The organism is Streptomyces gamaensis (genome assembly GCF_042656465.1).
Lineage (GTDB): Bacteria > Actinomycetota > Actinomycetes > Streptomycetales > Streptomycetaceae > Streptomyces > Streptomyces gamaensis.
In genome coordinates this window covers 81,185-100,163 of record NZ_JBHSPB010000003.1, presented here as the reverse complement: position 1 = coordinate 100,163, position 18,979 = coordinate 81,185, and the positions used below count along the sequence as shown (strand labels likewise).

Here is an 18,979-nt window from a genome sequence, read left to right as displayed (position 1 = left end):
AGCCGTCACAGCGTCACAGCTCCGACGACTCGGGAGACCGCGCTGATGCCGGGGCGTCTCCTGTCCATCGCCGAGGTTGCCGAGAGGCTGGGGACGACCGAGCGCTTCCCCCGCCGTCTCGTCGCGGAACGCCGGGTGACGTTCGTCAAGGTCGGCCGCCACGTCCGCATCCCGGAGGCTGCACTGTCGGCCTTCATCGAGGCCAACACCGTTCAGCCCGACCGCCGTTACCGGCGCCGCTACGGGAGGGCTGCCTAATGGCCAACAACAAGGGGAAACGGCGCACCTTCGGCGCTGTCCGGAAGCTGCCGTCCGGCCGCTACCAGGCTCGCTATCCGGGACCTGACGGAGTCATGCGTCCGGCTCCGAGGACTTTCGAGACCTTTCCGGACGCCGACGACTGGTTGGCGGAACAGCAAACCGAAATCCGGCACAACAGGTGGACGGACCCTGACGCGGGGGCGGTCAACTTCGCGGAATACGCAGGGAAGTGGGTGGAAGAACGGGGCGTGGCGCCGACGACGAATGAGTTGTATCAGCGGCTCTTGCGGCTGCATATCCTGCCCGCCTTCGCGGAAATGAACCTGGACGAGATTCACGCACCACTCGTCAGGTCATGGCGGGCGGAGCGCAAGGAGGCCACCGGCGCGACGACCGTGGCCAAGGCGTACCGGCTGCTCAAGGCCATCATGGAGACGGCGGTCGATGACGAGCTGATTCGCCGGAACCCGTGCCGGATCAAGGGGGCAGGCAAGGAATCCGCCCCCGAGCGTCCGGTGGCGTCCGTGGCCCAGGTCGATGCCATCGCGGACGCGATGGGCCCCAGATGGCGCCTCATGGTCTATCTGGCCGCGTACGGGCCCGTACGGCCTGAAGAACAAGCGGCCTTGCGGCGTCCGGACGTGGTTCTGGGGTGGCCCGCCCCGGGCGTGTGGATCCGCCGAGCCGAGCCGGAACTCACCACCGGGCGACGGGTGGCGGGTGACACGAAGTCGGAGGCCGGGAAAAGGTTCATCACGCTGCCTGCGTTCATGGAGAAGGACCTCCGCAGGCATCTCGACTGGTACGCGGAGAAGGCCCCCGACGGGCTTCTGTTCGTGGGGGAGAGGGGCAAGCCGTTCCGGAGGTCCACCTTCGGGCGGAAGTGGCGCAAGGCTCGGGCGAAGGTCGGCCTGCCGGAGAACTTCCGCCCCTACGACCTTCGTCACACGGGCCACACGCTCTCGACGCAGTCGGGGGCCACCCTCAAGGACACGATGGTGCGGGCCGGCCAGTCGTCGGAGAAGGCGGCGCTGATCTACCAGCACTCGAACGACGAGCGTCAGCGGGAGGTGGCCGAGGGCATCGACGCCCGGGTGCGTGCCGAGCGGCAGAAGGCCGAGGGGCGACGCGACAGCCCATCTGGCACGGATCTGGCACGCGCCGAGTAGAGAGGTCCAGACAACACTGAAGGCCCAGGTCATCGACCTGGGCCTTTCGTCAAGAGCGGGCGACGAGAATCGAACTCGCGCTCTGAGCTTGGGAAGCTCATGTTCTACCATTAAACTACGCCCGCGCAGAGGCCCGTTTGTAAGTGCCTCAGCGTTGCACACTGTACCCCATGGAAGGCCCCCGGCGCATCTGTCGCAGGGGGCCTTGCTGTGTGGGCCGGGCGGCGTGGGGGAGGTTGTGGGAGGGGTTGCGGAAGGGGTGGGGATGCGGGCGTGGCGCGCGGGAGTTGGGGCGTACCGTACGGTCGCGGGAGCCGGTCCGGGGGTGCGGGGGACGTCCCGTGCGAGCCGCGTACAAGTCCGTCCCATGCATCCCCTAATGTGGCTTTTGTCTTTCACGTACATGGGGAAAGGGAGCTCGATGGAGCGCACCGTCGTTCGTTGTGCCGAGGGGCACGTGTTCAGCACCGCTTCGTTCCCGATGCAGAACCTCGGACCCGGCCGGATCGGCCCCGGGCGGCTGCTGCGCTGCCCGCGCTGCGCCCGGCTGCGGCAGTCCGTGCCGGTGGCGCTCCGCAAGCGCTGATCATAGAGCGTCGACGAGCACGCGGGCCCGGTCCGAAACGGACCGGGCCCGCGTTGTCCGTCTTCTCCGCGTATCCTCGACCCGTGCTTCTCTCAGACAAGGACATCCGGAAAGAGATCGAATCCGGTCGGGTGCAGATCGACCCGTACGACGAGTCGATGGTGCAGCCGTCCAGCATCGATGTACGGCTCGACCGTTACTTCCGGGTGTTCGAGAACCACCGGTATCCCCACATCGACCCCGCAGTCGAGCAGGCCGACCTCACCCGCGAGGTGGAGCCGGAGGGCGACGAGCCTTTCATCCTGCACCCGGGGGAGTTCGTGCTCGCCTCCACCTACGAGGTGATCACGCTCCCCGACGACATCGCCTCCCGACTGGAGGGCAAGTCCAGCCTCGGCCGGCTCGGCCTGCTGACGCACTCGACGGCCGGCTTCATCGACCCGGGCTTTTCCGGGCACGTGACGCTGGAGCTGTCGAACATGGCCACGCTGCCGATCAAGCTGTGGCCGGGGATGAAGATCGGGCAGCTGTGCATGTTCCGGCTCAGCTCTCCCGTGGAGCACCCCTACGGGTCCGCGAAGCACGGCTCCCGCTACCAGGGGCAGCGCGGGCCGACGCCCTCGCGCTCCTTCCAGAATTTCCATCGCACGCAGGTCTGAGCGACCACGGACAGGGCGAAGAGCAACAAGTGAGTGAGAACCGCGAGAACCTGACCTACCCGGTCTTCGGGCAGGCCATCCGTGAGCTGGCGCAGACCATCGCGGACGACGGCTACGAGCCGGACATCATCCTCTCCATCGCGCGCGGCGGCGTCTTCGTCGCCGGTGGTCTGGCGTACGCGCTGGACTGCAAGAACATCCACCTGGTCAACGTGGAGTTCTACTCGGGCGTCGGGGAGACCCTGGAGATGCCGGTCATGCTGGCCCCGGTGCCCAACGCGATCGACTTCTCCAACAAGAAGGTCCTGATCGCCGACGACGTCGCCGACACCGGCAAGACCCTCAAGCTGGTGCACGACTTCTGCCTCGACCACGTCGCCGAGGTCCGCTCCGCCGTGATCTACGAGAAGTCGCACTCGCTGGTGAAGTGCGAGTACGTGTGGAAGCGCACGGAGGACTGGATCAACTTCCCGTGGTCGGTCGAGCCGCCGGTCGTCCGCCGCGAGGGCCAGGTCCTCGACGCGTGAGCGCACGCGCATGAGCGCACACGCGTGAGACATGGGGAAGGGCCCGGGTCGACATCGACCCGGGCCCTTCCCCCGTGCGCCTGCCAACTCCCCTACAGCGTCCCCAGCTTGATGATCGACAGCAGGGCGATCAGCTGGATCGACGAGGCGCCCAGCGCCTTCGGCCACGGCAGGTCGTGGGACTTGCTCACCATCGACGTGAACAGCCAGCCCGCCGCGAGCCAGGTCGCCCAGCCCAGCAGTTGCACGAAGCCGCTGTCGCCGCCCAGGAACATCGCGAACAGCAGCCGCGGCGCGTCCGTGATCGACATGATGAGCATCGACAGGCCGACGGTGGGCTGCCAGATGCCGTCGCCGCCGAGCTGCCGGGCCAGGGTGTGGGTGACCGCGCCGAGGATCAGCCCGGAGACCACCACGATCACGCCGGTGATCAGCACCCAGGGGATGCTGTTGGAGAGCGTGGCGTTCAGTACGTCCGAGCGGGCCTTGTCGAAGCCGAAGACCGCGAGCAGCCCGTAGACGAACGTGACGATCAGGGCGGGCCCCCACACCGCGTGGTCGCGTGCCTGCCAGAAGGTCGCGTTGGGGCGCAGCACGATGCCCGACAGCAGTTCCTTCCAGTGCGGGCGGGGGCCGACGGGCGGCGCGGGCGGCTGCGCGCCCGCCTGGTAGGTCCCGGAGTCGTGCCAGCCGTCGTCGTACGGATCCCGCGGCGGGTACGGGCCGGGGCCCGGGCCGCCGTGCGTGCCGCCGCCGGTGCCGTACGGGCCGTACGCGTCCGGTGACTCGCCGACGCCGAACTGCTGGGTGTGGCCCGGGGCGTCGCCCTGCGGCCGCGGGGTGTAGGCGCCCCGGGGGGCGTGCGGGTGCGGCTGTCCCTGGCCGGGGTACGGGCCGCCCGGCGCCGGTCCGGCGGGCTCGCCGAAGTACTCCGGCTCACCGTGCGCGGAGGGGCGCTGCCACTGCGGGGCGCCGGGGCCCGCGTACCCGCCCTCGTACGGCCCCGGGCGCTGTGCTTGCTGCGCGGGGCCGGGGTCGTGAGACTCCCGTCCGCGTCCGATCCTGAATCCAGCCACGTCTTCGAACGTACCCGCTCCGCAACGGGCGGAGCCGGGCCGGGGACCGCCCGGTGGCCTTTGCTGCCGAGCTGTGACATCCCCTAGGGGAAAGCCGGGGACCGGGGTCCGTCGCCGGTACGACGACGGCCGGTCCCCCGGCACTTCGGGGGGACCGGCCGTCCTGCGCGCGGCGGCGGTCGCTGCTACTTCGCGGGCTCCGGCTCCGGGGCCTTCGCGCCCTCGCCCTCACCGTTGCCGTCGTTGTCGTTGTCGCTGTCGTGATCGCTGTCGTCGTCGCTGTCGTTCTCCGGCGCGGCCGGGGTCTTGACCGAGTCGAGGAGCAGCTGGGCCACGTCCACGACCTGGATGGACTCCTTGGCCGTTCCCTCGTTCTTCTTGCCGTTGACGGAGTCGGTGAGCATCACGAGGCAGAACGGGCACGCGGTGGAGACGATGTCCGGGTTGAGGGACAGGGCCTCGTCCACGCGCTCGTTGTTGACGCGCTTGCCGATCCGCTCCTCCATCCACATGCGGGCACCGCCCGCGCCGCAGCAGAAGCCGCGCTCCTTGTGGCGGTGCATCTCCTCGTTGCGCAGGCCCGGCACCTTGGCGATGATCTCGCGCGGCGGGGTGTAGACCTTGTTGTGGCGGCCCAGGTAGCAGGGGTCGTGGTAGGTGATCAGACCCTCGACCGGGGTGACGGGGACGAGCTTGCCCTCGTCGACGAGGTGCTGCAGCAGCTGGGTGTGGTGGATGACCTCGTACTCGCCGCCGAGTTGCGGGTACTCGTTGGCGATCGTGTTGAAGCAGTGCGGGCAGGTCGCGACGATCTTCTTCTTGGCCTTCTCGACCTTGACGCCTTCGTCGCCCGTGGCGGAGCCGCTGTCGGACGGGGTCTCGCCGAAGGCCATGTTCAGCATCTCGACGTTCTGCTGGCCGAGCTGCTGGAAGAGGAACTCGTTGCCCAGGCGCCGCGCGGAGTCGCCGGTGCAGTTCTCCTCGCCGCCCATGATCGCGAACTTCACGCCCGCGATGTGCAGCAGCTCGGCGAAGGCCTTGGTGGTCTTCTTCGCGCGGTCCTCCAGGGCGCCCGCGCAGCCGACCCAGTACAGGTAGTCGACCTCGGTGAGGTCCTCGACGTCCTTGCCGACGACCGGCACCTCGAAGTCGACTTCCTTCGTCCACTGGAGGCGCTGCTTCTTCGCCAGCCCCCAGGGGTTGCCCTTCTTCTCCAGGTTCTTGAGCATCGTCCCGGCCTCGGACGGGAAGGCGCTCTCGATCATCACCTGGTAGCGGCGCATGTCGACGATGTGGTCGACGTGCTCGATGTCGACGGGGCACTGCTCGACGCAGGCGCCGCAGGTGGTGCAGGACCACAGGACGTCCGGGTCGATGACGCCGTTCTCCTCCTGGGTGCCGACGAGCGGGCGCTCGGCCTCGGCCAGGGCGGTCGCCGGGACGTCCTTGAGCTGCTCCTCGGTCGCCTTCTCCGCGCCTTCCGCGGTCTTGCCGCCGCCGGCCAGCAGGTAGGGGGCCTTGGCGTGCGCGTGGTCGCGCAGGGCCATGATGAGCAGCTTCGGGGAGAGCGGCTTGCCGGTGTTCCAGGCGGGGCACTGCGACTGGCAGCGGCCGCACTCGGTGCAGGTGGAGAAGTCGAGCAGGCCCTTCCAGGAGAAGTGCTCGATCTGGGAGACGCCGAACTGGTCGTCGTCCTTGGGGTCCTCGAAGTCGATGGGCTTGCCGCCGGAGGTCATCGGCTGGAGCGCGCCGAGGGCCGGGCCGCCGTCGGACTCGCGCTTGAACCAGATGTTGGGGAAGGCCAGGAAGCGGTGCCAGGCCACACCCATGTCGGTCTTGAGCGCGACCGTGATCATCCAGATGAAGGAGGTCGCGATCTTGATGCCGGCGAAGAGGTAGGTGAGGTTCTGGAGCGTGCCCAGGCTCAGCCCCTTGTACGCCAGGACCAGCGGGTACGAGGCGAAGAACCCGGCCTCGTAGCCGTCGGTCCCGTGCTGGAGGCCCTCCAGCGCGCGCAGGTTCATGATGCACAGGCCGACGATGAGGATGACGGCCTCGACGAAGTAGGCCTGGCCGAAACTGGAGCCCGCGAAGCGGGACTTGCGGCCCGCCTTGCCCGGCTTGCTCAGCTGCCGGATGGCGATCAGGGTGATGATGCCGAGCGTCGTCGTCGCGCCGAGGAACTCGGTGTAGAGCTCGTAGGGCAGCCAGTCGCCGATGAACGGCAGCAGCCAGTCGGCCTTGAAGAGCTGGCCGATGGCGTTGACGATCGTCAGCAGCAGACCGAAGAAGCCCACCGCCACGAACCAGTGGGCGACGCCGACGACGCCCCAGCGGTTCATCCGGGTGTGGCCGAGGAACTCCTTGGCCACCGTGACCGTGCGCTGCTTGGGGTCGTCGGTCCGGGAGCCGGCGGGGACGGGCTGGCCGAGCCGCATGAAGCGGTAGAGCTGCAGAAGTGCGCGGCCGAACAGCGCGACGCCGACCGCGATGAGGACCAGCGACACGATGATCGCGGCGAGTTGCATGGCAGGAGCTCCTCGAACCTGCGAGAGCGACAGGGGATCGATCGGGGTGATCGGGTCGATCGGAATTACCAGGCAGTAACTTATCCGGTCTTCGCCGACACTACCCAGGAATCAAGAGCCCATGAACCCGCCTTGCCGGTGATATGCGTCGCGCAGGCCACCCTTTTCGGGGACGGGGTCGCGGTTGGCCGCGGTCACGAAAGTTGAGCGGGACCGACTCATGTCTGTTGACACCCTCGGATCGCTGTTGCACCCTTGAGTCTGTTCCACTCAAGTCAGCTGGAGGAATCGACATGGCACGTGCGGTCGGCATCGACCTGGGTACGACGAACTCCGTCGTCAGTGTTCTCGAAGGCGGTGAGCCCACCGTCATCACCAACGCCGAGGGCGCCAGGACCACGCCGTCCGTCGTCGCCTTCGCGAAGAACGGTGAGGTGCTCGTCGGCGAGGTCGCCAAGCGCCAGGCCGTCACCAACGTCGACCGGACGATCCGCTCGGTCAAGCGCCACATGGGCACCGACTGGAAGATCAACCTCGACGGCAAGGACTTCAACCCCCAGCAGATCAGCGCCTTCATCCTGCAGAAGCTGAAGCGGGACGCCGAGGCCTACCTGGGCGAGAAGGTCACCGACGCGGTCATCACCGTCCCGGCGTACTTCAACGACTCCGAGCGCCAGGCCACCAAGGAGGCCGGCGAGATCGCGGGCCTGAACGTCCTGCGGATCGTCAACGAGCCGACGGCCGCCGCCCTGGCCTACGGTCTCGACAAGGACGACCAGACCATTCTCGTCTTCGACCTCGGTGGCGGCACCTTCGACGTCTCGCTGCTGGAGATCGGCGACGGCGTCGTCGAGGTCAAGGCCACCAACGGTGACAACCACCTCGGTGGTGACGACTGGGACCAGCGCGTCGTCGACTACCTGGTCAAGCAGTTCGCGGGCGGCCACGGCGTCGACCTGTCCAAGGACAAGATGGCGCTGCAGCGTCTGCGCGAGGCCGCCGAGAAGGCGAAGATCGAGCTGTCCTCGTCCACCGAGACCTCGATCAACCTGCCCTACATCACGGCCTCCGCCGAGGGCCCGCTGCACCTGGACGAGAAGCTCACCCGCGCCCAGTTCCAGCAGCTGACCGCGGACCTGCTGGAGCGCTGCAAGACCCCGTTCCACAACGTCATCAAGGACGCGGGCATCAGCCTGTCCGAGATCGACCACGTGGTCCTGGTCGGCGGTTCCACCCGCATGCCCGCCGTCGCCGAGCTCGTCAAGGAGCTGACCGGCGGCAAGGAGGCCAACAAGGGCGTGAACCCGGACGAGGTCGTCGCCATCGGCGCCTCGCTCCAGGCCGGTGTCCTCAAGGGCGAGGTCAAGGACGTCCTGCTGCTCGACGTCACCCCGCTGTCCCTCGGTATCGAGACCAAGGGCGGCATCATGACCAAGCTGATCGAGCGCAACACCACGATCCCGACCAAGCGCTCCGAGATCTTCACGACGGCCGAGGACAACCAGCCGTCCGTGCAGATCCAGGTCTACCAGGGCGAGCGTGAGATCGCGGCCTACAACAAGAAGCTCGGCATGTTCGAGCTGACCGGTCTGCCGCCGGCCCCGCGCGGCGTCCCGCAGATCGAGGTCTCCTTCGACATCGACGCCAACGGCATCATGCACGTGACCGCCAAGGACCTGGGCACGGGCAAGGAGCAGAAGATGACCGTCACCGGCGGCTCCTCGCTGCCGAAGGACGAGGTCGACCGCATGCGCGAGGAGGCCGAGAAGTACGCGGAGGAGGACCACAAGCGCCGCGAGGCCGCCGAGTCCCGCAACCAGGGCGAGCAGCTCGTCTACCAGACGGAGAAGTTCCTCAAGGACAACGAGGACAAGGTGCCGGCCGAGGTGAAGACCGAGGTCGAGACCGCCGTCGCCGAGCTGAAGGAGAAGCTCAAGGGCGAGGACACGGCCGAGATCCGCACCGCGATCGAGAAGGTCGCCACCGTCAGCCAGAAGCTGGGCCAGGCCATGTACGCCGACGCCCAGGCCGCGCAGGGCGCCGCCGGTGCCGGTGCCGGCGCCGCGGGCGGCGCGCAGCAGCAGCCCAAGGCCGAGGACGACGTGGTCGACGCCGAGATCGTCGACGACGAGAAGCCCAAGGGTGGTGCGTCGGCGTGACGGAGGAGACCCCGGGTTTCGACGAGAAGCCTGACGGCCCTTCGGACGCCGCGACCCCTGACGACGCGGCGCAGGCCGCCGAGTCCGCCGAGCAGGCGGGCCCGGCGGCCCCGGCCGGGGAGGAACTCGTCGAGGTCGGCCTCAAGGCCCAGCTGGACCAGGCCCAGTCCGCGCTCAACGAGCGCACGGCGGACCTCCAGCGGCTCCAGGCCGAGTACCAGAACTACCGCCGGCGCGTCGAGCGGGACCGGGCCGCGGTCAAGGAGGTCGCCGTCGCGAACCTCCTGGCCGAGCTCCTGCCCACGCTCGACGACATCGGCCGCGCCCGTGACCACGGCGAGCTCGTGGGCGGCTTCAAGTCGGTGGCCGAGTCCCTGGAGACGGTCGTCGCGAAGATGGGGCTGCAGCAGTTCGGCAAGGAGGGCGAGCCCTTCGACCCGCTGGTGCACGAGGCCCTGATGCACTCCTACGCCCCGGACGTCACCGAGACCACGTGCGTGCAGATTCTGCAGCCGGGGTACCGTCTCGGCGAGCGCACCATCCGCCCCGCGCGGGTCGCGGTCGCCGAGCCGCAGCCGGGCGTGCAGGCCAAGGGCCAGGAGGCGGCGGACGCCCCGGAGGCGGCCGGCGACGAGGAGAGCGGTGGCCCGGAAAAGGGCTGACGCGATGACCGACCGCAGGGACAGGGAGGAGGGACGCCGGCGGTGAGCACCAAGGACTACGTGGAGAAGGACTACTACAAGGTCCTCGGCGTCCCCAAGGACGCCACCGAGGCGGAGATCAAGAAGGCGTACCGGAAGCTCGCCCGCGAGTACCACCCGGACGCCAACAAGGGCGATGCCAAGGCCGAGGAGCGCTTCAAGGAGATCTCCGAGGCGGCCGACGTCCTCGCCGACCCCAAGCGCCGCAAGGAGTACGACGAGGCCCGCGCGCTGTTCGGCAACGGGGGCTTCCGCCCCGGTCCGGGCGGCGGCGGCTCGTTCAACTTCGACCTGGGCGACCTCTTCGGGGGCGCCCAGGGCGGCGGCTTCGGCGGCGGTCTGGGCGATGTCTTCGGCGGCCTGTTCAACCGCGGCACGGGCACCCGTACCCAGCCGCGGCGTGGCCAGGACATCGAGTCCGAGGTGTCGCTGAGCTTCACCGAGGCGGTGGACGGGGCCACGGTCCCGCTGCGGATGTCCTCCTCGGCGGCGTGCAAGGCGTGCTCCGGCACGGGCGACAAAAACGGTACGCCGCGGGTCTGCCCGACCTGCGTGGGCACCGGGCAGGTCTCCCACGGCTCGGGCGGCGGCTTCTCGCTGACCGACCCCTGCCCGGACTGCAAGGGCCGCGGGCTGATCCCGGAGAACCCGTGCGAGACCTGCAAGGGCAGCGGACGGGCCACCTCCTCGCGCACCATGCAGGTCCGTATCCCGCCGGGGGTCACCGACGGGCAGCGGATCCGGCTGCGCGGCAAGGGAGCCCCGGGCGAGCGCGGCGGCCCCAACGGCGACCTGTACGTCGTGGTGCACGTCGGCACGCACCCGGTCTTCGGGCGCAAGGGCGACAATCTCACCGTGACCGTGCCGGTCACCCTCCCCGAGGCCGCCCTCGGCGGCGAGGTGAAGGTGCCCACGCTCGGCGGCCCGCCGGTGACGCTCAAGCTGCCGCCCGGCACGCCCAACGGGCGGACGATGCGCGCCCGCGGCAAGGGCGCGGTGCGCAAGGACGGCACCCGCGGCGATCTGCTGATCACCGTCGAGGTGACCGTCCCGACGACGCTCGACGGCACGGCGCGGGAGGCCCTGGAGGCCTACCGCGCGGCGACGGCGGGTGAGGATCCGCGGGCAGAGCTGTTCCAGGCCGCGAAGGGAGCATGAGATGGACGGCCGACGACGACGCTTCGGCGAAGGACCGAACCCTTACGAGCTGACCGACGAGTCGCCGGTCTATGTCATCTCCGTCGCGGCCCAGCTCTCGGGGCTGCATCCGCAGACGCTGCGTCAGTACGACCGCCTCGGCCTGGTCTCCCCGGACCGTACGGCCGGGCGCGGCCGGCGCTATTCGGCGCGTGACATCCAACTGCTGCGGCAGGTCACGCAGTTGAGCCAGGACGAGGGCGTCAACCTGGCCGGGATCAAGCGCATCATCGAGCTGGAGAACCAGGTGGCCGCGCTCCAGGAGCGCATCGCCGAGCTCCAGGGCGCGGTCGAGGGCGCCGCCACGGCCATGCGCCAGCGCGAGGCCGCCGTGCACGCCTCCTACCGGCGCGACCTGGTGCCCTACCAGGATGTGCAGCAGGCGAGCGCGCTGGTGGTCTGGCGGCCCAGACGCGACCAGGAGCGCTGAGCTCCCGGACGGCGGTGCCCGTCACCCGTGACCGGGTGGCGGGCACCGTGCGTTGCGGGGCGTGCCGGGTTCAGACGTTGCCCAGGGCCCGGGTGACCGTGATCTCTATCAGGACCCGCTCCGGGTTGGGGCGGGGCGTACGGCCGTAGCGCTCCGCGTAGCGGGCCACCGCGTCGGCGACGGCGGGCGCGTCGGTGCGTACGACCGCCGTGCCCTCCAGGGTCGCCCAGCGCGGGCCCTCGAACTGGCAGAGGGCGACGGGCGCCCCGGCCGAGCCGGCTGCCAGCACATTGGTGACCTTGCGGCTGGTCTTGCGGGTGATGACGCGCGCGGTGCGGGTGTCCGGGTCGTACGTGGCGCCCACGGGGACGACGTGCGGGGTGCCGTCGGGGCGCAGGGTGGTGAGGGAGCAGAGGTGCCGCTCGCGCCAGAAGTCGAGGTAGGCGGGGTCGGGGTCGCGCAGGTCCTGGGCCATGCGCGGCAGCGTAGTGCGTGGTCCGGGCGTTCGGCGCGGTGGTCGTCGGGGGAGCGGATCCCCGGCTCAGGCTGGATCATGGGAAATGTCCACTTTGGTTGGTAGCGCCGCCAAGGTTGAGTGGAATAGGCTCAACTTATTGGACGTTGTCCCAGGCAAGGCCGGCCGGGCCGGAGAGCAGAGGAGCGCACAGTCGTGGATGCCGAGCTGACGAACAGGAGTCGGGAGGCGCTGAACAGCGCCGGGGAGCGGGCGGTGTCCGCGGGGCACGCCGACATGACGCCCGCGCATCTGCTGCTGGCGCTGCTGGCCGGGCAGGACAACGAGAACATCATGGATCTGCTGGCCGCGGTCGAGGCCGACGCGGCCGCGCTGCGCTCGGGGGCCGAGCGGCAGCTGGCGGGCATGCCGAGCGTGCAGGGTTCGACGGTCGCCCCGCCGCAGCCCGACCGCGAGACGCTGGCCGTCATCGCGGACGCCTCGCAGCGCGCCCGCGACCTGGGCGACAGCTTCATCTCCACCGAGCACCTGCTGATCGCGCTCGCGGACAAGGGCGGGCGGACCGGTGAACTGCTGCGGCAGCAGGGCGCGTCCGCCAAGCGGCTGCTGACGGCGTTCGAGGCCGCGCGCGGCGGCCGGCGCGTGACGACGCCGGACCCGGAGGGCACGTACAAGGCGCTGGAGAAGTTCGGTACGGACTTCACGGCCGCCGCCCGCGAGGGCCGCCTCGACCCGGTGATCGGGCGGGACACCGAGATCCGGCGCGTGGTGCAGGTCCTCTCGCGGCGCACGAAGAACAACCCGGTGCTCATCGGCGAGCCCGGCGTCGGCAAGACAGCGGTCGTCGAGGGGCTCGCGCAGCGCATAGTCAAGGGCGACGTCCCCGAGTCCCTGAAGAACAAGCGGCTGGTCTCCCTCGACCTGGGCGCGATGGTCGCGGGCGCGAAGTACCGCGGCGAGTTCGAGGAGCGGCTCAAGACCGTCCTCGCGGAGATCAAGTCCAGCGAGGGCCAGATCATCACGTTCATCGACGAGTTGCACACCGTCGTCGGCGCGGGCGCCGGCGGCGACTCGGCGATGGACGCGGGCAATATGCTCAAGCCCATGCTCGCGCGCGGCGAGCTGCGCATGGTCGGCGCGACGACGCTCGACGAGTACCGCGAGCGCATCGAGAAGGACCCCGCCCTGGAGCGCCGCTTCCAGCAGGTCCTGGTCGCCGAGCCCTCCGTGGAGGACTCCATCGCGATCCTGCGCGGGCTGAAGGGCCGTTACGAGGCGCACCACAAGGTGCAGATCGCCGACGCCGCCCTCGTCGCCGCCGCCACCCTCTCCGACCGCTACATCACCTCCCGCTTCCTGCCCGACAAGGCCATCGACCTCGTCGACGAGGCCGCCTCCCGGCTGCGCATGGAGATCGACTCCTCGCCCGTGGAGATCGACGAACTCCAGCGCGCCGTCGACCGGTTGAAGATGGAGGAGCTGGCCCTGTCGAAGGAGGTCGACGAGGCCAGCAAGGCGCGCCTGGAGAAGCTGCGCCGCGACCTGGCCGACAAGGAGGAGGAGCTGCGCGGGCTGACGGCGCGCTGGGAGAAGGAGAAGCAGTCCCTCAACCGCGTGGGCGAGCTCAAGGAGCGCCTGGACGACCTGCGCGGGCAGGCCGAACGCGCCCAGCGCGACGGCGACTTCGACACCGCCTCCAAGCTGCTCTACGGCGAGATCCCCACCCTGGAGCGGGAGCTGGAGGCCGCCGCCGAGGCCGAGGCCGAAGCGGAGGCGGAGGCGAAGGACCTGATGGTCAAGGAGGAGGTCGGCCCGGACGACATCGCCGACGTCGTCGCCTCCTGGACGGGCATCCCCGCCGGCCGGCTGCTGGAGGGCGAGACGCAGAAGTTGCTGCGCATGGAGGACGAGCTCGGCAAGCGGCTCATCGGCCAGGCCGAGGCCGTGCGCGCCGTCTCCGACGCCGTGCGCCGCTCCCGCGCCGGGATCGCCGACCCCGACCGGCCCACCGGCTCCTTCCTCTTCCTCGGCCCCACCGGTGTCGGCAAGACCGAACTGGCCAAGGCGCTCGCGGACTTCCTCTTCGACGACGAGCGGGCCATGGTCCGTATCGACATGAGCGAGTACAGCGAGAAGCACTCGGTGGCCCGGCTCGTCGGCGCCCCGCCCGGCTATGTCGGCTACGAGGAGGGCGGCCAGCTCACCGAGGCCGTGCGCCGCCGCCCGTACTCGGTGGTGCTGCTGGACGAGGTGGAGAAGGCCCACCACGAGGTCTTCGACATCCTGCTCCAGGTCCTCGACGACGGCCGGCTCACCGACGGCCAGGGCCGCACCGTCGACTTCCGCAACGCCATCCTCATCCTCACCTCCAACCTGGGCTCGATGTTCCTGGTCGACCCGCTGCTGAAGGAGGAGCAGAAGCGCGCGAAGGTCCTGGAGACGGTCCGGGCCTCCTTCCGGCCCGAGTTCCTCAACCGGCTCGACGACCTCGTGGTCTTCCACCCGCTGGGCACCGACCAGCTGGAGGCCATCGCCGGCATCCAGATCGACCACCTCCAGCGCCGGCTCGCCGAGCGCCGTCTGACGCTCGATGTCACCCCCGCCGCCCTGCGCTGGCTGGCCACCCTCGGCCACGACACGCCGGACGGCGCCCTGCCCGACCTCAGCTACGGGGCCCGGCCGCTGCGCCGCCTGGTGCAGAGCGCGATCGGCGACCGGCTCGCCCGCGCGATCCTCGCCGGTGAGGTCCGCGACGGCGACACCGTCCGCGTGGACCGGGCGTCCGGCGAGGACGAGGGACTGTCGGTGACGGCGGTCAGGGCGGCGTGAGCGGCGCCCGTGTGCCCGCCCCTGTAGCGCGCGTGCGCTGCAGGGGTTGCGGGGCGGGGGCGGGTGTGGGGGAGGATGGCGGCATCCGTACGAAGGGAAATACACGGTGAGCATCGACCCGTCCGGGATTCCGAATTTCGGGGGACAGCAGCCCGAGCCGAACGAGACGGGACCGGCCGGCCCGGTCATCCCCGACCAGGACCTGGTCAAGCAGCTCCTGGAGCAGATGGAGCTGAAGTACGTCGTGGACGACGAGGGGGACCTCGCCGCACCGTGGGAGCAGTTCCGTACGTACTTCATGTTCCGCGGCGAGGCCGAGCAGCAGGTCTTCTCGGTCCGTACGTTCTACGACCGGCCGCACGCCATCGACGGCAAGGGCCGCCTGCTGGAGGCCATCGACGACTGGAACCGCCGCACCCTGTGGCCGAAGGTCTACACCCACACCCACGACGACGGCACCGTCCGGCTGATCGGTGAGGCGCAGATGCTCATCGGCACGGGCGTCTCGCTGGAGCACTTCGTCTCCAGCACCGTCAGCTGGGTGCGCGCCTCGATCGAGTTCGACAAGTGGCTGCTGGAGGCGCTGGGCCTGGAGGCCGACGCCGAGTCCGGCGAGGACAAGCCGGACGACGAGGCGTAGCCGAAAGGCCAGCGCCTCACATGGGCATGCGGGCGACCGTCAGCAGGTACGTCCCGTAGAAGAACGAGAGCCCGGCCAGCGCGGTGACCGTCACCACGACGGTGCGCGGCCGGGCTCTCGCCATGGCCAGCGCCGCCGGCAGCAGCAGAGGGAAGGCCGGCAGCAGGAAGCGCGGCTTGGACGCGAAGTAGCTGGAGCCGCCGACCGCGATGACGGTGAGCACCACCGCGTAGACGAGGACCGCCGTCGGCGGCCGGTCCAGGGCCAGCAGCACCAGGGCGACGAGCGCGAACAGCAGGATCGCCACCGTCACGTAGTAGGCGAGCGCGTCCCGGGCGATGATCAGGTGGCGCAGGAACTTCAGCGCGTCCCGCCCGAAGTCGAAGCGCGAGCCCCACAGCCGCTGCACCTCGAAGTAGCCCAGCGGCCCGTAGCCGGAGCGGTAGCCGGCCCAGACCACGTAGCCGGTCCAGCCGAGCGGGGCGAGGGCCGCGCCCGTCCACAGCCGCCAGTCGCCCGTCACCTTGGTCCCGCGGCCGCGCCACAGCACGAGCCCGGCCGCGAGGCACACGGCGGCGGCCACGGCGACCGCGTTCGGCCGGGAGAGCCCCGCGAACAGCGAGAGGGCTCCCGCCCACACCCGGCGGCCGGTGATCGCCGCGTACAGCGCCCAGGCCGCGAACGCGGTCATCAGCGGCTCGGTATAGGCCATCGACTGCACGATCGCGTGCGGCAGCAGTCCCCACAGCAGCACCAGCAGGGTGGCCACGCGCCGGCCGTGCAGCCGCTCTCCGACCGCGTAGATGCCCCAAGCGGCGGCCCCGGCGGCGCTCCAGGCCACGAGCAGCCCCGCGGTGACGACCGTCACCGGCAGGACGGTTGCCACCGCGCTCTGCAGACCGGGGAAGAGCGGGAAGAAGGCGAGGTCGTTGAAGACGATGTGGCGCGAGGTGGGCGGGTGCACGATCAGCCCGTAGCCGTGGCGTGCGATCCCCGCGTACCAGATGCCGTCCCAGGAGTGGCCGAGCAGGGTGCGCGGGTGGCGTCCGATCCACCAGGCCCAGCCCGCCATGAGGCCCATGCCGGTCAGCCGGGCCGCGGCGTACAGGCCGAGGGCGGGCGCGGCCCGGCGCAGGGCGGCGCGCACCCGGTCGGCGCGGGCGGTGCGGGGGCTGAGGGCCGCTCTGCGCGGCTCGGGTGGTCGTACGGGCACGGCGGTGTCGGCTGACACGGGGCGGTTACCTCCGGTGCGGGTCGTGGCCGGGTGTTCCCGTCGCCGCGCACCGGCCGGGCGCTGCGCCGGTCGGGCCCGGGTACGGACGAGGTGGCGGGCTCGGCATACCGACGATGCGGCCGAAGCCTCGCGCGCGCGACCCGGAACGCCCGGAAGCGGTGCGCCTTCCACCCGCTCGGGCGCACGGCGGCGTGTCGTTCTTGCGCGCGGGGGTGCCGTTGTGCTGTGCCCGGACGGCAAGATCGCGGAAGATTGCGGGGGAGCCGCGGCCGGACACGGCCGCGGGACGACTGCTCGGAGCAGGAGGCGGGGACGGGATGAACGACGCGACGGACAACGGGGAGAACACCGGCTGCACGGCCTTCACGGGCTTCACACCGGCGGAGCGGGTGCGGGGCCTGGGCACCTCGGTCTTCACGGAGATGACCGAGCTCGCGCGGCGCACGGGCGCGGTCAACCTGGGCCAGGGCGTGCCGGAGCTGCCGAGCCCGCCGGGGCTGCTGGAGGAGGTGGCCGGGGCGGTGCGCGCGGGCAGCAACCAGTACCCGCCGGCGGCGGGCTTCCCGGCGCTGCGCGAGGCGGTCGCCGGGCACCAGCGGCGCCGCTACGGGCTGGAGTACCGGCCGCAGGACGAGGTGCTGGTGACCACGGGCGCGACCGAGGCGCTCGCCTCCGCGCTGCTGGCGCTGTGCGACCCGGGCGACGAGGTCATCGCCTTCGACCCCGTCTACGACGCCTACCCGGCGGGCGCGCGCTTCGCGGGGGCGCGTCTGGTGCCCGTGCCGCTGGCCGAGGACGGCGACGGCTTCGTGCTCGACGCGGACGCGCTGCGGGCTGCGGTGACCCCGCGTACGCGCGTGCTGCTGCTCAACACCCCGCACAACCCGACCGGCAAGGTCTTCACGGAGGCCGAGCTCGCGGTTGTCGCCGGGCTGTGCGTCGAGCACGGGCTGACGGTCGTGACGGACGAGGTCTACGAGCACTTGGTCTACGACGAGGGGGTGCACCGCCCGCTCGCCGCGCTGCCCGGGATGCGCGAGCGGACCCTGGTGATCTCCTCCGCCGGCAAGACCTTCAACGTGACCGGCTGGAAGGTCGGCTGGGTGTGCGGGCCGGCGCCCCTGGTGGCGGCGGTGGCCGCGGCCAAGCAGTTCCTCACCTACGCCTCGGGCACCCCGTACCAGGAGGCGCTCGCGCGGGCGCTGGGCGGCGTGGAGGCGTGGGCGGCGGAGCTGAGGGGCACGCTGCGGCGCAACCGTGATCTGCTGAGCGAGGGGCTCTCACGCGCGGGGCTGCGCCCGCTGCGCGCGGAGGCGGGGTATTTCCTGCAGGCGGACGTCCGCGCGTGGGGTTACACGGACGGCGTGCGATTCTGCCGCGAACTCCCTCTGCGCGCCGGGGTGGTGGCGATTCCGACCAGCGCCTTCCAGCTGTACCCGGACGCGCCCTCGCATTTCGTGCGTTTCTCGTTCTGCAAGCGTGAAGAGTCGGTGCTGGCGGCCGTGGAGAAGCTGCTGAAGGCTGCTTGAGGGACGGATGTGCAACTGGCCCAGGGCGCACCGCATATGCGCCCGGCGGGTTCTCAAGAACCCCCGGGCGCATGGAGGTTGAACGTTTGAGCTGTGCCGCCCCCGGGCGGATGGAAAGCCTTATGAGATGGGTAAAAACCCTGTGAGCGCTGCTCATTCCATGATTCCCTCTCATTCAGAGACACGTGCCCGGACGCAGGCTCCCGCCGGGGCCCCGGCGGCACGGTCCCCGGACCCACGGAACACTCGCCTGTGGGCATGAGCCGGCGCACTCGAAGACCGTGATCTCCTCGCTCCTCGGACAGGGGATCGGCAAGAGACTGGTCCTCCTCGGCGGGCCGGCCCACCCTCCACTGCGTGCTTGCGGAGCCGACCCATGCTCACCACCCTCAAGACCACCTACACCGATACCCGTGCCGCCGATCTGGCCTGGTGTCTGGGGAAGGCCCCCCTCCCCGCGCTGGCCGTGCTCGATCTCAGGCTCGCCGACTCCCTCGTGCAGCTGCGTCTGCTGGGCGCCTCCCACCAGGTGCTGCTGGAGGAGGAGGGCGGGGTCTGCTCGGAGACCGTCGCCTGTCTGCCGGGCAGCCAGACCCCCCTGCCGCTGGGGGTGGCCAAACGGGTCGGGGCGTGGGAGTACGAGTTCGCGGCGCGGATAGAGACGCTCTCGCACGGCTCCTTCGCGGGGCGGGCACAGGAGCTGCTGGCGCTGGTCGCGGAGCATCCGCACGGGCTGGCGGGCGTCTTCCCGGGCAGTCCGCACGCCTTCACGGCGCTGCTCGCGCAGCGCTGCGACGGGCGGGTCGGCTGGCGCACGTGGCACGCGTATCCGCAGGAGGGGCGCCTGGTGGCGACCCGTACGCGGGTGGGCGCGCGGCAGCCGGCGTCGCTGTAGCGGGGCGCGGATCGTGGCGGGTCGCGTGCCGTCCGGGGGTCGCCCGCGAGGTGTCGCGCGCCCCTGCGGTGCGCGGGGCGTCGC

The 18,979-nt window shown here is 70.6% G+C and carries 17 protein-coding genes and 1 tRNA gene; 13 read left to right on the top strand and 5 right to left on the bottom strand.

Annotation, left to right across the window (positions count from 1 at the left end):
• Positions 1-45: 45 nt before the first annotated feature.
• Both ACFP1Z_RS05340 and ACFP1Z_RS05335 read left to right on the top strand, forming a co-directional pair.
• Positions 46-258, top strand: coding sequence for an excisionase family DNA-binding protein (locus tag ACFP1Z_RS05340; RefSeq protein ID WP_390315052.1), 213 nt, complete (start codon positions 46-48; stop codon positions 256-258).
• The gene (locus ACFP1Z_RS05335) at positions 258-1,430 is read left to right on the top strand and encodes a tyrosine-type recombinase/integrase (RefSeq protein ID WP_390314710.1); all 1,173 of its coding nucleotides are present in this window, start codon (positions 258-260) and stop codon (positions 1,428-1,430) included. The genes ACFP1Z_RS05340 and ACFP1Z_RS05335 overlap by 1 nt, the downstream gene beginning before the upstream one ends.
• 54 nt (positions 1,431-1,484) lie before the next feature.
• Here the strand turns inward: ACFP1Z_RS05335 and ACFP1Z_RS05330 are convergent.
• A tRNA-Gly gene (locus ACFP1Z_RS05330) sits at positions 1,485-1,555 on the bottom strand.
• 296 nt (positions 1,556-1,851) lie between these two features.
• On the opposite strand from ACFP1Z_RS05330, the gene ACFP1Z_RS05325 reads away from it, so the two are divergent.
• From ACFP1Z_RS05325 to ACFP1Z_RS05315, 3 genes are all read left to right on the top strand, one after another.
• Positions 1,852-2,016: a hypothetical protein gene (locus ACFP1Z_RS05325; RefSeq protein WP_390314709.1), complete on the top strand. Its 165-nt coding sequence runs from the start codon at positions 1,852-1,854 to the stop codon at positions 2,014-2,016.
• An 83-nt stretch (positions 2,017-2,099) separates the two neighbouring features.
• Positions 2,100-2,675: a dCTP deaminase gene (gene dcd, locus ACFP1Z_RS05320; RefSeq protein ID WP_390314708.1), complete on the top strand. Its 576-nt coding sequence runs from the start codon at positions 2,100-2,102 to the stop codon at positions 2,673-2,675.
• A 29-nt stretch (positions 2,676-2,704) separates the two neighbouring features.
• The gene (locus ACFP1Z_RS05315; RefSeq protein WP_390314707.1) at positions 2,705-3,202 is read left to right on the top strand and encodes a phosphoribosyltransferase; all 498 of its coding nucleotides are present in this window, start codon (positions 2,705-2,707) and stop codon (positions 3,200-3,202) included.
• 92 nt (positions 3,203-3,294) lie between these two features.
• Here ACFP1Z_RS05315 and ACFP1Z_RS05310 read toward each other — a convergent pair whose 3' ends face one another.
• Complete coding sequence (locus ACFP1Z_RS05310; protein WP_390314706.1) at positions 3,295-4,278, bottom strand: Yip1 family protein; 984 nt, start codon at positions 4,276-4,278, stop codon at positions 3,295-3,297.
• A gap of 185 nt (positions 4,279-4,463) precedes the next feature.
• Positions 4,464-6,806, bottom strand: a complete 2,343-nt coding sequence (locus tag ACFP1Z_RS05305; protein ID WP_390314705.1) for a (Fe-S)-binding protein — start codon at positions 6,804-6,806, stop codon at positions 4,464-4,466.
• A gap of 293 nt (positions 6,807-7,099) precedes the next feature.
• On the opposite strand from ACFP1Z_RS05305, the gene dnaK reads away from it, so the two are divergent.
• Genes dnaK through ACFP1Z_RS05285 form a run of 4 tightly spaced genes read left to right on the top strand, consistent with a single transcriptional unit; the run spans position 7,100 to position 11,293 of the window.
• Positions 7,100-8,965, top strand: coding sequence for a molecular chaperone DnaK (dnaK, locus tag ACFP1Z_RS05300; protein WP_390314704.1), 1,866 nt, complete (start codon positions 7,100-7,102; stop codon positions 8,963-8,965).
• The gene (gene grpE / locus ACFP1Z_RS05295; RefSeq protein WP_390314703.1) at positions 8,962-9,627 is read left to right on the top strand and encodes a nucleotide exchange factor GrpE; all 666 of its coding nucleotides are present in this window, start codon (positions 8,962-8,964) and stop codon (positions 9,625-9,627) included. The genes dnaK and grpE overlap by 4 nt, the downstream gene beginning before the upstream one ends.
• 42 nt (positions 9,628-9,669) lie before the next feature.
• A complete protein-coding gene (gene dnaJ, locus ACFP1Z_RS05290) occupies positions 9,670-10,824 on the top strand; it encodes a molecular chaperone DnaJ (protein ID WP_390314702.1) in 1,155 nt (384 codons plus the stop codon).
• A 1-nt stretch (position 10,825) separates the two neighbouring features.
• Positions 10,826-11,293, top strand: coding sequence for a heat shock protein transcriptional repressor HspR (locus ACFP1Z_RS05285; protein WP_390314701.1), 468 nt, complete (start codon positions 10,826-10,828; stop codon positions 11,291-11,293).
• Positions 11,294-11,363: 70 nt separating this feature from the next.
• Here ACFP1Z_RS05285 and ACFP1Z_RS05280 read toward each other — a convergent pair whose 3' ends face one another.
• A complete protein-coding gene (locus tag ACFP1Z_RS05280; RefSeq protein WP_390314700.1) occupies positions 11,364-11,768 on the bottom strand; it encodes a pyridoxamine 5'-phosphate oxidase family protein in 405 nt (134 codons plus the stop codon).
• Positions 11,769-11,963: 195 nt separating this feature from the next.
• On the opposite strand from ACFP1Z_RS05280, the gene clpB reads away from it, so the two are divergent.
• A complete protein-coding gene (gene clpB, locus ACFP1Z_RS05275; RefSeq protein ID WP_390314699.1) occupies positions 11,964-14,597 on the top strand; it encodes an ATP-dependent chaperone ClpB in 2,634 nt (877 codons plus the stop codon).
• Between the two features lie 106 nt (positions 14,598-14,703).
• Positions 14,704-15,237, top strand: coding sequence for a YbjN domain-containing protein (locus ACFP1Z_RS05270; protein ID WP_390314698.1), 534 nt, complete (start codon positions 14,704-14,706; stop codon positions 15,235-15,237).
• 16 nt (positions 15,238-15,253) lie between these two features.
• Here ACFP1Z_RS05270 and ACFP1Z_RS05265 read toward each other — a convergent pair whose 3' ends face one another.
• On the bottom strand, positions 15,254-16,468 hold the full coding sequence (locus ACFP1Z_RS05265) for a hypothetical protein (protein WP_390314697.1): 1,215 nt from the start codon (positions 16,466-16,468) through the stop codon (positions 15,254-15,256).
• A gap of 425 nt (positions 16,469-16,893) precedes the next feature.
• Here ACFP1Z_RS05265 and ACFP1Z_RS05260 point away from each other — a divergent pair, with 425 nt between their 5' ends.
• Complete coding sequence (locus tag ACFP1Z_RS05260) at positions 16,894-18,000, top strand: aminotransferase class I/II-fold pyridoxal phosphate-dependent enzyme (protein WP_390315051.1); 1,107 nt, start codon at positions 16,894-16,896, stop codon at positions 17,998-18,000.
• A gap of 376 nt (positions 18,001-18,376) precedes the next feature.
• Positions 18,377-18,895 carry a DUF2617 family protein gene (locus tag ACFP1Z_RS05255; RefSeq protein WP_390314696.1) on the top strand — a complete coding sequence of 173 codons (519 nt, stop codon included), beginning with the start codon at positions 18,377-18,379 and terminating at the stop codon, positions 18,893-18,895.
• Positions 18,896-18,979: the final 84 nt, after the last annotated feature.